This window comes from Fibrobacter sp. UWB16, assembly GCF_900215325.1.
Classification (GTDB): Bacteria; Fibrobacterota; Fibrobacteria; order Fibrobacterales; family Fibrobacteraceae; genus Fibrobacter.
In genome coordinates this window covers 103,963-118,505 of record NZ_OCMS01000002.1, presented here as the reverse complement: position 1 = coordinate 118,505, position 14,543 = coordinate 103,963, and the positions used below count along the sequence as shown (strand labels likewise).

Genomic DNA, 14,543 nt, shown 5'->3' with positions numbered 1-14,543 from the left:
GCGAATAGCCTCGAAGAATCCAGTTAAATTTCAAAAGCGACCCGCAAATAAGCGGGCCGTTTTTTTTGCGAGATTCTTGTACACATTTTTGTTATTTTTTCACAAACAAATTTTCCCGTAACAGAGGCCTTATGATTTGCAAAAAGTGCGGAAGAGAATACGAAGACGATATGCCGAAATGTCTGTGGTGCGATGCGCCTAAAGATTGCGAACCCACGCCGACAGAACTCTATTGCGACTCTTACAAGGATTCTCCTGAAAAACTTGTAGACCCCAAACTTGAAAAATCTCTGCTAGACAACCTCTATCGTGGAAAGAGCGTCATATCGTGGACAAAATTTACGATTGTCTTGAACATCCTTTTACTCCTTGTAGAAATAAAAACTTTTGAACCCATCAATGCCGGGATTGAAGGCCAAAAAGTCAACATTCCCCTGTCCAATGAATTCTTTCTGGCAGGTTTTATCCTGATCGGTTTTTTGCTCTTTATAGCAATACCCACGTGCGTGTACACTTGGAAAAACTGGGTATGGATTTACCACGCTCAAAAAACACAGGGCTCGTTCACAGAGACCTTCTTTGCGCCATGGGGAGCCGTTTTATGCTATTTCATTCCTGTTGTGAATTATTTTATATTCAAAGACTTGCTTAAAAGTCAAAACAAGACGTTAACGATTCTAGGCGGCAACGCAAAGCCCATCCCAAGCAAAATGCTGAAAGGATACCTCGCCATCAACATCATCATGCCCATCTGCAATTTCGTGAGTTTCTACAACAACAATGAAGTGACCTATTTGCTTCTTGGGGCCATTTCATGGGTTATCTTCATCATCTGCAATTTAAAACTCATAAAGGCAGCAATGAACAACGAACGCGAATTGCACACATTGCTTTATAACAATGCCGTAAATCACAAGGCTGAAGAACTCATTGCCCAGCGCGATGTAGAAAATCAAAACGCAGACCCGTCCTAGATGCATCTCTAAATTTCAGGAGCGGCCCGCAGTTTTGCAGGCCGTTTTTTTTGTACAATTTTTATGACCACAAAGCCGAAGACATTTTATTTCAGTCGGTCAAACTTTTTCATTTCTTTGTCCAAAAACGTGTCGACGTACTTGGCGTAAATAAGCGTCGTATCCAAGTTGCGGTGGCCGAGAAGTTTGCTTGTCGCAGGTAGCGGGATTCCAATCGTAATGCATGTTGTTGCAAATGTATGCCGCGCCAGGTGACAATGGATATGCTTGTAATGCCCTAGCTTTTTCGCCCCTTTACGGAGTGTGCGGTTGAACGTCGAATTATCCACCACATGGAACACACGCCCAGAAGTTAGCGGGTTCGGGAGCAACAGCCGCGCCTGCACAGGAATCGGGATGTACACCGCCTCGCCCGTCTTGTGCATTTGCTTACGGATTTTCCAGTCGAAAATTTCCGAGGCATCAAGCGTACGCAAGTCCCCGTAACGGAGCCCCGTAAAACAGCTGAACAGGAACACGCGCATCACGTCATCTTCTGCCCGCGTCAAAGCGACATGCGACTCCATGTAACTCAAATAAAGATGTTTCAGCTCACGCAACGTCAAAAATCCACGACGCGAGTAGGCACGCCCCACCTTCACGTTTTCAAACGGGTCGCCATGAATCACTCCGTCCGCCTTCATCTTGTTGCAAAAAATACGGAACACCGAAAGTGCCTTGACCACAGTCGCTTCTTTATTGTGGAGCGTTTCCAAATAGCGCTTGTAATTCCGCACCGTCTCAGAAGTCACAGCATCGCATTCGAGCTCCGGTTCAAAAAGCGCAATTTTCTTCAAATTCCAGTAATACGTGCGTACCGTCAAAGGTGCAAGTTCATCAGCATCTTTCTTTAAATAGTCAAGCGCACAGTCCAAAAAACGCATAAAACCTCCAATTGTTTATATATTTATGCTAACGTATTTATTACACGTTTTTACGGAGGGAACCATGAACGATATTATCCAGGCGGTAAACATCTGTATAGACTTGTTCAGCCTTTCCATATTGTTCCTCATTTTGGTTCTCCTCTGGGTCGGGCATTGGCGTAACGACAGGCTTCAGTACAACTTCACAGGCATGATAATCGCCTACCACGGCGTGATTATCACGTACGCCATCATCCACTTTTGCGACGGTGAACTTTCGGCCCCAGTTTACGCAATTGTCGATTTAGTCAGCTTTGTTTCGAGCGCGCTATGCATCTACTACTTTTCGCAGTACGTATTCGCGTTCCTCGAAAATAGAAAGTGCGAACTCAGCAAAATCACACACTACACCATTTACGCCCTTTGCGTCCTTGACTTTTTGCTGAACGTCGGCGTAGACATCTCTACAGGCGACATTACCCGCGACTGGACTTCAAACGAGACAATCGTTTCTTGGCTTGCCACAGGCGTTTGGGGCATTCTCATGACGGGAATCATCATTTATTACCGCAAGCAGTTTGGACTACGGACTTTTACCTTCTTTATCATCTACTTTATTCTGCCCTTTATTGCAGGCTCGGCAGCTCCGTTTGTCGAAGGGATCCGCGTGGATATCGTCAGCGTGGTCTTCGTAATTGTCTGCCTTTTTGTCGGTGTTCAGGTCAGCGAAAACACATCGCATAAAATGTTCGAAAAGCTGAGTTTCAACGACGCCATGACGGGACTTTTCAACAGAAACTACCTTGTGATGCACCCCGACGATGTGAAGCGCAAGCTCCCATGCAGTTACGTGATGTTTGACCTAAACCACCTCAAGGAAATTAACGACAACTACGGACACAGCAAGGGTGATGAATACATACGAAACTTTGCCGAGATTCTAAAGAAGATTCTCCCCGAAAACGCCGAAGCCATCCGCACCGGAGGGGATGAATTTTTGGTGATTATTCCCAAATTCAACCGCGCAAAATGTGAAGCGTTTTTAAGCCGTTTCATTGAGGAATCCAAACAAACTCAAGTTCAGGGAATTACGGAAAGCGCCGCCTACGGCTTTGCGGTCCGCACGACAGGCTTGCAATCCGAAGAAGAGGTCATCGCAGCCGCCGACAGGCAGATGTACCTGCAAAAGAAGGCGTCACGGGAAGGGAGATGATAAGCAGTTAGAAGTAGACAGTAGGAAGAACAAAAGCAAAGGGAATGCGCGCGGAAAGCGGCGATGCGCCAAGCATACAAAAAGACCTGGAACCAAGTCCAGGTCTTTTTGCAATTTTTTCGAGATGGAGATGCCCGATTTGATCGGGCATGACAAATGTTGCGCGAGCAATTCAAGCTTTATCTAAATCGGCCTGAATCGCAAGAACATCAGCTTCAGAAAGATCAGTGAATTCAATAATTTCTTCAACGGGCTTCTTTTTCAACAGCATTTTCTTCGCAATTTCGAGATTTCTTTGATTGCGACCTTGTTGCAAACCGCTATCAATAGCCGCTTTATGGATTGCGTATTCGTCCCATTTGGCTTTCTGTGCTTCGTCAATCATTTTCTGTTCCTCTTTCGATAATTTAGCCAATTTCGCTGTCGAAAACAAGAGCTCGAACACCGTGTTCACATACTGTTTGGGCATCTGCGTCATGTTTTTCATGTTCTTGAGAGCGTAAAGACCCTTGTCGAGCGTCGTTTCGAGTTCGTCCAGAGGCTTATTGAACTTTGGAAGTTCTACAAACGCAAAATTGAGCGCATCACTAATGCAAGACCCATTGATTTCGCGAAGCTTTGCTCGGCGAATGTAGCGGTCATCGGCAAACACATTAAATTCCATGAACACAACTGTAACAACAGGGTTCAATTCGTAATTGTACTTTTTACCTCGTTTTCCCTGAGCAATAATCGTTTGTGAGGCGTAATAAATCGAACGATTGACAATGTTTTTCTGAAAAAGAATCTGCACTTCGATGATGAATTTTCGCTGAGCAGAATCGATGCAGTGCAAGTCGAAAACTGAAGTACGATTTTCATTCGAACCGTCGCTGTATTCCTTGTTACGAGACTGCACATCCACAATCGGCGATGCAATTTCACCTTCAAGTACGGCATTTAAAAGCGCAATCAGGCAAACCTTATTTTGCGAATCGGGATTAAAAGCCTTTTTGAAAGTTCTGTCGAGAAGAAGATCCGCGAAAACGCCCGCGCCTTTGTATTCTTCGAAAGTTTTAATTTCGCCAATCATTTCACCATGGCTATTTTTTGTTTCAGCCACATTACTATTGTTTTCCATATTTTTCCGGTGTTAAAACACCCGATAATGTCGGGGCCATAGACAGAAAATTGCTCCCTATCCATTATATTAACACGCTTTTTTGGGAAAAATGTTTCGCTATTTTTTGAAATGAAATGAAATTTTACAATAAGAAAAATTCATCGCGAAAAGTCGCACTTTTTCACGAGCTTTTCTTTAAACTGTTTATCTTCCATAGCATCTAGCAAATCAAGGATATCTTCCTTTTCAGCGTATTTACCGTTCCATCCGATTTCACAGGATTCATCGATGTGGAAAGAGCCCTTGTATTCATCATTCATAAAGCAATCGGCAAGAAACAGATATTTTCCGCTCTTTTCAAAGAAGTCCTGATTTGCAGATACAGCAGGCAACAGTTCGATATCTTTTGTCAGAGATTGAACATCTTTTATCTGCGTATTGCGCATTCTAGACATTTTTGAACCTTCTAAAGATCCTCCATCAGGCACATAAATGCTACACATATAATCTTTATTATAACTATGGATTTTCATAGAACGGATTATACTTTCGCAAATAGAAGAATCAACCTGATCAGGATAATAAATAAACTTAACAATTTCAGGAGGTTGCCAATCTTTTCGCTTTGAAGGAGTTCGATCAGACCAAATATAAACTTGTCGCTTTTTAGTTTTTACTCCATCGATAGTTACAACCGTATCAAGCCTTCCCGCCTCGCTAAACTCATTAGGATTTTTTGGAGGCAAAAACGAAATCGGATATGCACCATGATAGTACGTCATTTGAATGAAAGTCATAAGCTTACGCCCTACAGAATCTTTAATCTCGTAAATACCCAACTCAAAATGAGGAATATTTTCCACAGAATATCCCTTGGGCAACGCTATATGAAATGGCCGCAGAACAAAATAGTCTTTTGTATAAACAGATCCCGACTCCTTTAAACTAGAAACTGGTTCCTCGTTCGATTTAGAACAAGAAACGCAAAACAAGGTCAAAAGGATTGCAACAAAAACGCTTATTAACTTCGAGGATTTCATCGTTGTATAAACTACATAAATAAACATACAGAATGCAAAAAAATTAGCCTATGGAGTTTATCCATAGGCTGTTTTTAAAAGGTGATGCCCGCCTTCGCGGGCATGACAAGTGCGCCGCGGTTTACTTTGTAGCTGTTGCAAAAGCCTTTTCAAGCTTAGCGAGCGCTTCGTCGCATTCGGCCGCGGAGACGTTCAGCGGCGGGAGCAAACGGAGAACGTTACCCTTAGCGCTGAGGACCATCATGCCTTCGTCGCGAGCGGCAGCAATCACGTTACCGACCGGGAGCGATTCGTCGAGAGCGAGGCCGAGAATAAGGCCTTCACCACGCACGCTCTTCACTGCCGGGAACTTTGCGGCGATAGCTTCGAGGCCAGCCTTGAGCTGAGCGGAGCGAGCTTCGACATTGGCGAGGAATTCCGGCTTTGCAATCTGGTTCACGACAGCGAGACCCACTGCGCAAGCAACCGGGTTACCACCAAACGTCGTGCCATGATCGCCAGCCTTGAGCTGATCAGCAACCTTCTGGCGGAGGAGCACTGCACCGAGCGGGAGGCCACCGCCAAGAGCCTTGGCAAGCGACACGAGGTCAGCATCAATGCCATGCTTCTGGAGGCCAAGGAATGTGCCGAGACGGCCCATACCTGCCTGGACTTCGTCGACAATCACGAGGCAGCCGAATTCTTTCTTCAAGCTGTTGATGGCAGCGACCATTTCATCGGAAACGGTCATCACGCCACCTTCGGCAGCGAGAGATTCGAGCATGATGGCGCAAGTGTCGTTGTTAACTTCGGCCTTGAGGGCTGCCACATCGTTCCAAGGAACGTGAACAAAGTCACCCGGCATGGAGCCAAAGCCTTCGCGGATGGCCGGCTGACCCGTTGCAGAAAGGGCTGCAAACGTACGACCGTGGAAGCTGTTGATGAACGTTACGATCTTCTGGCGGTTCTTTTCACCCTTGCGATCGAAATACTTACGAGCAAACTTGATGCAGCCTTCGTTAGCTTCGGTACCGGAGTTGCAGAAGAATGCCTTGTCGAAACCCGTTGCAGCGAGGAGAGCCTTAGCGAGGTTCACCTGCGGGAAGTTCGGATAAAGGTTCGAAATGTGGAAGAAGCTGTCCATCTGTTCTTCGACAGCCTTCTTGATAGCAGCATTCTGGTGACCGAGAGCGTTCACGGCGATGCCAGCGACAAAGTCAAGATACTTCTTGCCGTTCTTGTCGAACAAGTAAGAACCTTCGCCACGGACAAATTCAATATTGGCCTTGCCATAAAGCGGGGCGATAAACTGCTTGTCTTCTTCAAAAACGGAATTAGCCAAGGATTGTGCCATAGTTCAGTTCTCCATTAATTTGTTTTACAAAGTGGTCGACATCCTTCCAGCCGACAATGTGAATGCTCTTGAGGCCGCGTTCAATGCTCTTGAAGCTTTCGCGGACCTTCGGGATCATGCCGCCGTTGATGACGCCAGAAGCAATGAGGGCTTCGCTTGCATCTTCCGTGAGTTCCGGAATGACGGTCTTGGTATCGTCCATCACGCCCGGGACATCGCTCACCAGCACGAACTGGTCAGCGTGGAGTGCCACAGCCAGTTCGCTTGCGGCAGTATCGGCATTCACGTTCCAGCTCACAGCCTTGCCGTTTTCGTCCGGACCGATAGAGATCGGGCTTACGACCGGAACAAAGCCAGCAGACCAAAGTGTTTCCACAATCTGCGGATTGACCTTCTTGACTTCGCCCACGAGGCCAAGATCCACCTTGCCCTGCTTCTTGACCACTTCAAACAACTTGCCATCAACGCCACTGAGGCCGACAGCGTTGCAATTGTTTTCGAGGAGCATTCGCACGAGCTTCTTGTTGACGTGACCCGAGAGCGTCATTTCGACCATCTTCATGATAGAAGGCGTCGTGACTCGGAGACCGTCGATAAATGTGGGTTGTTCTCGGAGCAAGGAGATGTTCTCGTTGATGTCCTTGCCACCGCCGTGCACCACGGCCACTTGGCAGCCCATAGCCGGAAGCTTGCTGACTGCCGCCACAAAATCGGCCAACTTGGCTTCGTCGATCGCCAAGCTGCCACCAATTTTTACAACCACTTTTTTCATCGCTTACGATGTCCTCATAATTCTCAGGCGAAAAACGAGCACCATTGCCCGGATTAGCCCGAAAAATTTACCGCAAATGTAGAAAAAATTAAGAACCAAGACCCTCGGGGCCGAAGATGATTTTGAGGTAAATCCTTTTGGAACCTTTTTTCAAATCATAGGTATCGAGGAACGAATAGGAATACGAGGCAGAAAACCTCGCCCAAGTGATATTTACGTTCAAATCGGCATGGGCTCGCAAATAAAACCTTTGCTCCGGACTAAAGGCAAACCAGTCTGTATTGTAGCCAACTCCAATCGAAATAGGAACGTATTTGCGCCAAATGAAAAATTCCAACGTAGGGTTCAGCAATGCAGCCACAACACTCCAAACACGAAGCATCTTATCGGAATAGGTTATAATTGCAGAAACAGAAGATGTCAAGAAAAACAAGGAATGAAAAGCGGCAGTAGCTCCGGTTCTCGAGCAAGAATCAGTCTCGTCAGAAAGAAAATGCAACCCCCAAAGCATCGAATTTAGATACAAGCCATCTGCAATGCGTTGACCAAACCACACCCCAACTAGATAATCGGCATGATTCGTCCAAGCCGTCACATCCATGCCAAAAGAAAACATGTACTTTGACGTCTTTATTTCGTGGCTGTAAAGTTCAAAAATTCCAACCGAGCGCGTCGAATCTTCACTTGTCGTTTCAGCATGCACGCCCTCCAAATCAACAGGCGCGCCCTCCACATTTGCTCCCATAACAGGAACCGTTTCCGCAAACGAAAACGAGCATATAAGGATTATAAGGCAAACAAGCTTACGCATTTGGGTAAAAAATACAAACAATCCCTCTTTTCTTTCACTTTTTCACTCTTCAAGCGTAATTTTTTTATATCTTTTGGGAAAACCTAACCAATATAAGAGGTATTTTATGGCAATTACGAAAGTTTGGCTCGATGAATCTAGCGACGAATGCGTCTCCTGCGGCGCTTGCGAAGCAACTTGCGATGCAGTCTTCTCCGTTCCGGAAAAGATGGTCGTTAAGGAAGGCGTTGACTTCAGCGCATACGAAAACGAAATCAAGGACGCTGCAGACAGCTGCCCGGCCGGCGTGATCAAGTTCTCGTAATTCGAGCATTTAGGCAAAGTTATCGCGGAACCCCGCGATGGTACGAAGCTTTGCTTATCTTGTAAGATTGAACACAAAAATAGCACTCGATTCTATCGAGTGCTGTTTTTGTTTGTTTTGAAAGGGGGATGCCCGCTCGGCGGCGGGCATGACACCATTAAAATCCCTTCTTCATAGACTTAAGAAGAGCGTTCAGCTTGGCAGGCTGGGCGGCCTGCGGCTTCTTCTGAGCAAAGCCCGGGCGTTCCTTACCGGCAATCTTGTTCTTGAGGTCGGCAATCGTTGCATGACCCTGGATGCCACCCTGCGGGCGAGCACCACCATCGCGATGACCAAAGTTACCACGCGGGCCACCCACGCGCTGACCGCGAGGACCATTAGCGCCAGCACCGGCAACACCGTCCGTCTGTTCCTGCTTCATGGAAAGGCTGATGCGCTTCTGGTTTGCATCGACTGCAACCACGCGGACCTTCACCACGTCACCGACCGTAAGCACGTCCTTAGCGTCCGTCACATACTTGTCGCTGATTTCAGAAATGTGAACGAGACCGTCCTGATGCACGCCGATGTCCACGAAAGCACCGAAGTTAGCAACGTTGGTCACGACACCTTCCATCCAGCTACCCGTCACGAGGTCGTTGATGGTCTTGATGCGGTCATCGAACTTAGCATAACGGAATTCCTTACGCGGGTCGCGGCTCGGCTTCTGGAGTTCCTTGAGGATATCTTCCAAAGTAGCACGACCGACTTCGTCGGAGAGGAATTCGTCGAGCTTGATGCCCTTCACAGCGTCTGCATTGCCGACCATTTCCTTGACCGGAACGCCGACCTTTTCAGCCATCTTTTCGACGAGGGCGTAGTTTTCAGGATGCACGGCGGAATCGTCGAGCGGGTTTTCTGCACCCGGGATACGCATAAATCCTGCGGCCTGTTCAAAAGCCTTCGGACCAAAGCCCTTGACCTTCTTCAAATCTTCACGGCTTGCATAAGCGCCGTTTTCTTCGCGGTACTTCACAATGGCTTCAGAAAGCGTGTTGCTGAGGCCTGCCACGTGAGAGAGGAGCGGAGCAGAAGCGCTGTTCACGTCGACACCGACCATGTTCACGCAGCTTTCCACGACTTCGTCCAAACGCTTCTTGAGTTCGCGCTGGTTCACGTCGTGCTGGTACTGGCCCACGCCAATGGACTGCGGATCGACCTTGACAAGTTCAGCGAGCGGGTCCTGCAAGCGGCGGCCAATGGAAATAGCACCACGGGTCGTCACGTCTTCCTTCGGGAATTCGGCGATAGCAATCATGCTTGCGCTATAGACAGATGCACCAGCTTCGGAGACGATAACGCGCGGCGGAACCTTGCCCTTGAACTTGAGAGCCATTTCGCCACAGAAAGCGTCCGTTTCGCGGCTTGCCGTACCGTTACCGATAGCGATGAGATCAATCTGATACTTGTCGATGAGGCTCATCAAATAAACTGCGGCACCGGCCTTGTCGTTCCACGGTTCATGCGGCTTGATGATGCCGTGATCCATGAACTTGCCGTTCTTATCGAGCACAGCGACCTTGCAACCCGTACGGAAACCCGGGTCGAGGGCAAGCACTGCCTTGTGGCCTGCCGGAGCGGCAAGCAAAACGTCCTGGAGGTTCTTGGAGAACACCTTGAAAGCTTCTTCTTCGGCGGCGTCCTTGAGGAGGAGGCGCACTTCGCTTTCCATGCTCGGCTGGAGCAAGCGTTCCCAAGCGTCCTTGCACATATCTTCGAGATACGGCTTCCAGACAGAGTCGTGCTTGATGACCTGATTCTGGAGGTAACCGATCATTTCTTCGTTCGGGACTTCGATGGAGAGGCGAAGCACCTTTTCCTTTTCGCCACGGCGGAGAGCGAGCATACGGTGGCTCGGGATCTTGGAGACCGGTTCGCTAAAGTCGTAGTAGTCCTTGAACTTGGTTTCTTGCTTTTCGAAATCCTTCTTGACCTTAGAAACCATGACGCCAGTCTTTTCGACCTTGTTGCGGAGGTACTGGCGGTATTCGGCGTTGTCTGCAACTTCTTCGGCCAAGATGTCTGCAGCACCCTTGAGGGCGGCACGCGGGTCGGCAAGGCCCTTTTCTTCGGACAAATAAATGCGTGCAATTTCTTCTGCCGTGTTTCCGGTATTTTCCTGAGCCCACATCAGGCGGGCGAGCGGTTCCAAACCAAGTTCCTTTGCAATCGTTGCGCGAGTACGCTTCTTCGGCTTGAACGGAGCGTAAATATCTTCGAGAAGAGTCTTGTCCTTGCAAGCTTCAATCTGAGCCTTGAGTTCCGGCGTGAGCTTGCCCTGTTCCTCGATGCTCTTGAGGATCGTTTCCTTGCGGTCCACAAGTTCCTGGAGGTAGTCGCGACGGTGGCTGATGTCGCGGAGTTCAATTTCGTTCAAAGTTCCCGTTTGGTCCTTGCGGTAACGGGCGATAAAGGGGATCGTGCCCCCCTGGTCCATAAGTTCGAGCGCCTTACTAACGCGCCACACTTCAAGATTCAGCTCTTCGGCAATAATCGCAGAAAAATCCATTTGAGATTCCTACTTGTAGATTCCGTTTCCGGATTTGGGGTCCACCGAGCCATACACCCCTCATTGGATAGCACAGCCCGCACGGCCCTCGGTGACACAAGCCTGGCAACCACCGCTGCCAGACACCCCGTTCGGGGGTCTAGTGAATATAGCAAAAGAAAGTGTCAAATTTTCGACACATGGGGGCAAGGCTCAAAAAAGCCGTCAGGAAACAGCAGAAAAGCGGCCGTGACGCATCAAAACACCTGCAACACTTTTAAAATTTTAGTTCACCAATGGCATCCCAACCACCCCATTAAAAGTTACCTTTGGAGTATAAAAAAGGGATGTTTCTATGAAAAAATTCAATTCGAGAATTTTCGTTTTCAGTCTTGCCGTTGCATTTGCCACAGAAGCATATTCCCAGGATTTTTGCAACACAGCAACCCACAGCGGCGAAAGCACAGTCGTCACTTCCAACGACATTAACGATATCGGTAACTATAGTTACGAACTTTGGGCTGACATCGGCGACAACTCCGCCACGTTCTACACCGACGGCTCATTCTCCTGCGAATTCAACAACGTGAACGATTACCTCTGCCGCGAAGGCATCCGCTACGGCATGAACAGCGGGCTCAAGTACACTGACCTCGGACACCTTTACGCCGACTTCAAGCTGACCGACCCGTCTTTCAAAAGCTATTCCAACGTGACTTACTCGTACATCGGTGTTTACGGCTGGTCGCAGGACCCACTCATCGAATGGTACATCGTTGACACCTGGAGCCCGTATCGCCCGAACTGGATTGGTAAATCTACTGCAAACTGTGACGAATGCGGCTTGCGTGGCATAATCACCGTTGACGGCGCCACATACGAAGTCTACGTCGACAAAGTCCAACGCGGTTCCATCGAAGGCGACAACACGCCGTTCACGCAGTACTTTAGCGTGCGCAAGACCAAACGCGCCTGCGGCACCATCGATATTACAGCCCACTTTGACGGTTGGAAGAGCTTAGGACTTGAACTCGGCAACTCCATGTACGAAGCGAAGGTGCTCGGCGAAGCGGGCCAATACCCCGAAAACGGGAACGCCTCCGGCACACTCGATTTCGCTTACGCAAAGGTCTACACCGGCGAAGCAAGCTCCACGGCCCTTCCCCAATTTGCACCGAAAACAAACACAATCACTAGCGCGCAGGTTTTCGATATGCAGGGCAAATTCCTCGGAAACGTAAATGCCACAAGCGATATCCAGAGCGCCATCAAGAACAAGTTCCATAGCACAGGTATTTATATGGTAAAGCTCGGTTCTGCAATGAAGAGCGTCTCCGTAAAATAAGTTCTTTTTCATAACAAACCACACTCTAATCATCAAGCTTGCGATTTCCCCAATCGCAGGCTTTCTTATATTTAAAACAATGGAACAAGAAAACATATCTCTCGCAAAGCAAATCAAGACCGGGTTTGCCGCATACATCAAGGCTTTTCGCCTTATACGCGCAAACAAGCTCACAAGATATTTGCTCATCCCCGCCATTTTGAACATCATCGTCGTGGTCGCGTTCATTTTCTCGGGCGTCGGCATTAGCGACTGGATTAACGGCATCATCGAGCGCAGCACCGAAAACATGAACGGCTGGATTCACGCCGGCATGGTCGCCATCAAGATTATCCTCCCCATCATTTTCTTTGCGCTGTTCGTTTTCATTGGCGGAACGATTGTCAACATTTTAATGTCGCCCATTTACACGTTCCTCTCCGAAAAGACCGAAACCATCCTCACCGGGAAGGAGTTCCCGTTTGACATGAAGCAAACGCTCAAGGACATTTTGCGCGCCGTCGTGATTGCCGTTCGCAACACAGCGAAACAACTTGTCTTGACCGCACTTTGCCTTTTGCTGAACTTTATCCCAGTTGCAGGGAGTGTCGCTTCGCTTGTCCTAATTTTCATCATCAATGCGTATTATTTTGGTGTTGGATTCATGGACTACACTTACGAGCGTTGGCGCATGTCACCTAAAGACAGCCGCAAGGAAACCCATAAATTAAAGTACGTCGCATTCGCAAACGGTACAGTGTACTCGCTACCGCTTTATCTCATCTGCGGTTCGTTCATTGCCGCATTTATCGGAGGCGTTTCGACTGTTGCCGCCACGCTATCGCAATTAGAGTTCAAAGAGAAATAAACTATATTAAAGAAAAATAAGGAGAAAATATGGACGCTTTAGATACTGCAAAAATCAAAGAAACTGCATGGGAAAAACTCGGTGGAAAATGGAGCCAAGCAGCAGTCGCCATCCTCGTATTTTTACTCATTTCTATAGTAATCGACATTCCTTCAGCATTCTTCGAAAAAGACTCCACCGGCAGAAGCGTCTGGAATATTATAGAAACACCGTTTGCCCTTGGCCTAGACATCGGCCTTTACGCTTATTTCCTGAATCTCGCACGCAACAAGGAAATTCCACTCAAGCGATTGGTCGTTGGCTTCACTAGCGGTTGGGGCTTTTATTTCAATCTCATATGTACCCAGATTTTGGCATTATTGTTCATCTGTTTATGGGCATTACTCTTCATCATTCCCGGCATCATGAAGGCTTTTTCTTACTCTTTGGTTTACTTTATCATTTTAGATCATCCTGAGTATTCGCACCTCGAGATTTTGCGCAAAAGTAGCGACATGATGTACGGCCACCGCATGGAACTGTTCGTACTCTGCTTGCGATTCATCCCCTGGATTCTCTTGGGAATTGTAACTTGTGGCATCGGGTTCCTGTGGGCTTGCCCATACATTACAACCGCTTTCTGCGAATTCTATCTGCAATTGAAAGCCAAGTACGAAGACTCTCCGGAAGTTGTAACGAACGCATAATAGAAAGCAAGTTTTGTTTTCTATTTTTGCGACATGCTCAAGAATTACATTTTTGATTTAGGCGGAGTTCTTTTGGACATCCGCATGAAAAACGCTTACGAACGATTTGTCGCACTCGGTTTGCCGCCCGCTGAACTTGAGCCGGGCGGTTCTGCTTACAAGCTAATGGAAGATTACCAGCTCGGGTTCATCACGAGCGCAGAGTTCTGCCAGCAAATCGCAAGCAAGTGCGCCGCAAATGCTTTCGCAAGATGCGCCGCGAGCCCGACAACGCCACACGATATCGAAGACGCCTGGAATTCCATTTGCTTGAGCGTTGCTGATCGTAAATTACAAGCACTCCGCAAACTGCGCAAAATGGAAGGTGTTGCAAGCGTTTCGCTTTTGAGCAATACAAACGAATTACATTGGGAACGCTGTTGCCAAAACTGGTTCAATGCGAACGGCAACAAGCTCGAAGACTTTTTCGACAAGATTTTCTTGAGTCAGGAGCTCCATTTGCAAAAGCCCGATCCCGAGATTTTCAAGACAGCCATTCGCGAGCTCGGAGCCTCCCCCGCCGAAACAATCTTCCTTGACGATAGCCCCGTCAACACGGCCGCCGCAGCCGCCTGCGGATTACAGACGCTTACCGTAACGGCGGACGTAGACTGGGTGGAAGCGCTTTTTTCGCAAGTACCTTGA

14 protein-coding genes are annotated in these 14,543 nt (G+C 48.0%); 7 read left to right on the top strand and 7 right to left on the bottom strand.

Annotated elements, in window-relative coordinates; genetic code table 11:
• Positions 1-131 precede the first annotated feature (131 nt).
• Positions 132-974: a hypothetical protein gene (locus CRN95_RS05920; protein ID WP_097020358.1), complete on the top strand. Its 843-nt coding sequence runs from the start codon at positions 132-134 to the stop codon at positions 972-974.
• Between the two features lie 86 nt (positions 975-1,060).
• Here the strand turns inward: CRN95_RS05920 and CRN95_RS05915 are convergent, their stop codons facing one another.
• Complete coding sequence (locus tag CRN95_RS05915) at positions 1,061-1,897, bottom strand: site-specific integrase (protein ID WP_097020357.1); 837 nt, start codon at positions 1,895-1,897, stop codon at positions 1,061-1,063.
• Between the two features lie 64 nt (positions 1,898-1,961).
• Between CRN95_RS05915 and CRN95_RS05910 the strand changes: the two genes are divergently transcribed.
• Positions 1,962-3,092, top strand: coding sequence for a GGDEF domain-containing protein (locus tag CRN95_RS05910; protein ID WP_097020356.1), 1,131 nt, complete (start codon positions 1,962-1,964; stop codon positions 3,090-3,092).
• A 172-nt stretch (positions 3,093-3,264) separates the two neighbouring features.
• Here CRN95_RS05910 and CRN95_RS05905 read toward each other — a convergent pair whose 3' ends face one another.
• From CRN95_RS05905 to CRN95_RS05885, 5 genes are all read right to left on the bottom strand, one after another.
• Positions 3,265-4,194: an Rpn family recombination-promoting nuclease/putative transposase gene (locus CRN95_RS05905; RefSeq protein ID WP_159462282.1), complete on the bottom strand. Its 930-nt coding sequence runs from the start codon at positions 4,192-4,194 to the stop codon at positions 3,265-3,267.
• Between the two features lie 158 nt (positions 4,195-4,352).
• Positions 4,353-5,057, bottom strand: coding sequence for a hypothetical protein (locus CRN95_RS14650; RefSeq protein WP_145993965.1), 705 nt, complete (start codon positions 5,055-5,057; stop codon positions 4,353-4,355).
• A gap of 298 nt (positions 5,058-5,355) precedes the next feature.
• Positions 5,356-6,567 carry an aspartate aminotransferase family protein gene (locus CRN95_RS05895; RefSeq protein ID WP_097020353.1) on the bottom strand — a complete coding sequence of 404 codons (1,212 nt, stop codon included), beginning with the start codon at positions 6,565-6,567 and terminating at the stop codon, positions 5,356-5,358.
• Entirely contained in the window at positions 6,548-7,339 is a 792-nt protein-coding gene (argB, locus tag CRN95_RS05890) for an acetylglutamate kinase (protein WP_097020352.1), read from the bottom strand. Before argB ends, CRN95_RS05895 begins: the two co-directional genes overlap by 20 nt.
• A gap of 88 nt (positions 7,340-7,427) precedes the next feature.
• Positions 7,428-8,084 carry a hypothetical protein gene (locus CRN95_RS05885; RefSeq protein ID WP_145993964.1) on the bottom strand — a complete coding sequence of 219 codons (657 nt, stop codon included), beginning with the start codon at positions 8,082-8,084 and terminating at the stop codon, positions 7,428-7,430.
• Positions 8,085-8,256: 172 nt separating this feature from the next.
• Here CRN95_RS05885 and CRN95_RS05880 point away from each other — a divergent pair, with 172 nt between their 5' ends.
• Positions 8,257-8,454: a ferredoxin gene (locus tag CRN95_RS05880; protein WP_014546849.1), complete on the top strand. Its 198-nt coding sequence runs from the start codon at positions 8,257-8,259 to the stop codon at positions 8,452-8,454.
• 157 nt (positions 8,455-8,611) lie between these two features.
• Here CRN95_RS05880 and CRN95_RS05875 read toward each other — a convergent pair whose 3' ends face one another.
• Positions 8,612-11,002 (bottom strand): Tex family protein, encoded by a 2,391-nt coding sequence (locus tag CRN95_RS05875; RefSeq protein ID WP_088660572.1) that lies wholly within the window; start codon positions 11,000-11,002, stop codon positions 8,612-8,614.
• A gap of 334 nt (positions 11,003-11,336) precedes the next feature.
• Here CRN95_RS05875 and CRN95_RS05870 point away from each other — a divergent pair, with 334 nt between their 5' ends.
• The 4 genes from CRN95_RS05870 (at position 11,337) to CRN95_RS05855 (ending at position 14,543) form a co-directional block, all read left to right on the top strand.
• Positions 11,337-12,326 carry a glycoside hydrolase family 11 protein gene (locus CRN95_RS05870; RefSeq protein ID WP_097020350.1) on the top strand — a complete coding sequence of 330 codons (990 nt, stop codon included), beginning with the start codon at positions 11,337-11,339 and terminating at the stop codon, positions 12,324-12,326.
• Positions 12,327-12,405: 79 nt separating this feature from the next.
• On the top strand, positions 12,406-13,173 hold the full coding sequence (locus CRN95_RS05865) for an EI24 domain-containing protein (protein WP_097020349.1): 768 nt from the start codon (positions 12,406-12,408) through the stop codon (positions 13,171-13,173).
• A gap of 29 nt (positions 13,174-13,202) precedes the next feature.
• Complete coding sequence (locus CRN95_RS05860) at positions 13,203-13,859, top strand: DUF975 family protein (RefSeq protein WP_097020348.1); 657 nt, start codon at positions 13,203-13,205, stop codon at positions 13,857-13,859.
• Between the two features lie 33 nt (positions 13,860-13,892).
• The gene (locus CRN95_RS05855; protein WP_097020347.1) at positions 13,893-14,543 is read left to right on the top strand and encodes an HAD family phosphatase; all 651 of its coding nucleotides are present in this window, start codon (positions 13,893-13,895) and stop codon (positions 14,541-14,543) included.

What these genes read in the sequence shown, in the direction of transcription:
- CRN95_RS05920 (WP_097020358.1), top strand. Translation starts at nt 132, where the DNA reads ATGATTTGCAAAAAGTGCGGAAGAGAATACGAAGACGATATGCCGAAA.
- CRN95_RS05915 (WP_097020357.1), bottom strand. Translation starts at nt 1,897, where the DNA reads ATGCGTTTTTTGGACTGTGCGCTTGACTATTTAAAGAAAGATGCTGAT.
- CRN95_RS05910 (WP_097020356.1), top strand. Translation starts at nt 1,962, where the DNA reads ATGAACGATATTATCCAGGCGGTAAACATCTGTATAGACTTGTTCAGC.
- CRN95_RS05895 (WP_097020353.1), bottom strand. Translation starts at nt 6,567, where the DNA reads ATGGCACAATCCTTGGCTAATTCCGTTTTTGAAGAAGACAAGCAGTTT.
- argB (WP_097020352.1), bottom strand. Translation starts at nt 7,339, where the DNA reads ATGAAAAAAGTGGTTGTAAAAATTGGTGGCAGCTTGGCGATCGACGAA.
- CRN95_RS05885 (WP_145993964.1), bottom strand. Translation starts at nt 8,084, where the DNA reads ATGGGAGCAAATGTGGAGGGCGCGCCTGTTGATTTGGAGGGCGTGCAT.
- CRN95_RS05880 (WP_014546849.1), top strand. Translation starts at nt 8,257, where the DNA reads ATGGCAATTACGAAAGTTTGGCTCGATGAATCTAGCGACGAATGCGTC.
- CRN95_RS05875 (WP_088660572.1), bottom strand. Translation starts at nt 11,002, where the DNA reads ATGGATTTTTCTGCGATTATTGCCGAAGAGCTGAATCTTGAAGTGTGG.
- CRN95_RS05870 (WP_097020350.1), top strand. Translation starts at nt 11,337, where the DNA reads ATGAAAAAATTCAATTCGAGAATTTTCGTTTTCAGTCTTGCCGTTGCA.
- CRN95_RS05865 (WP_097020349.1), top strand. Translation starts at nt 12,406, where the DNA reads ATGGAACAAGAAAACATATCTCTCGCAAAGCAAATCAAGACCGGGTTT.
- CRN95_RS05860 (WP_097020348.1), top strand. Translation starts at nt 13,203, where the DNA reads ATGGACGCTTTAGATACTGCAAAAATCAAAGAAACTGCATGGGAAAAA.
- CRN95_RS05855 (WP_097020347.1), top strand. Translation starts at nt 13,893, where the DNA reads ATGCTCAAGAATTACATTTTTGATTTAGGCGGAGTTCTTTTGGACATC.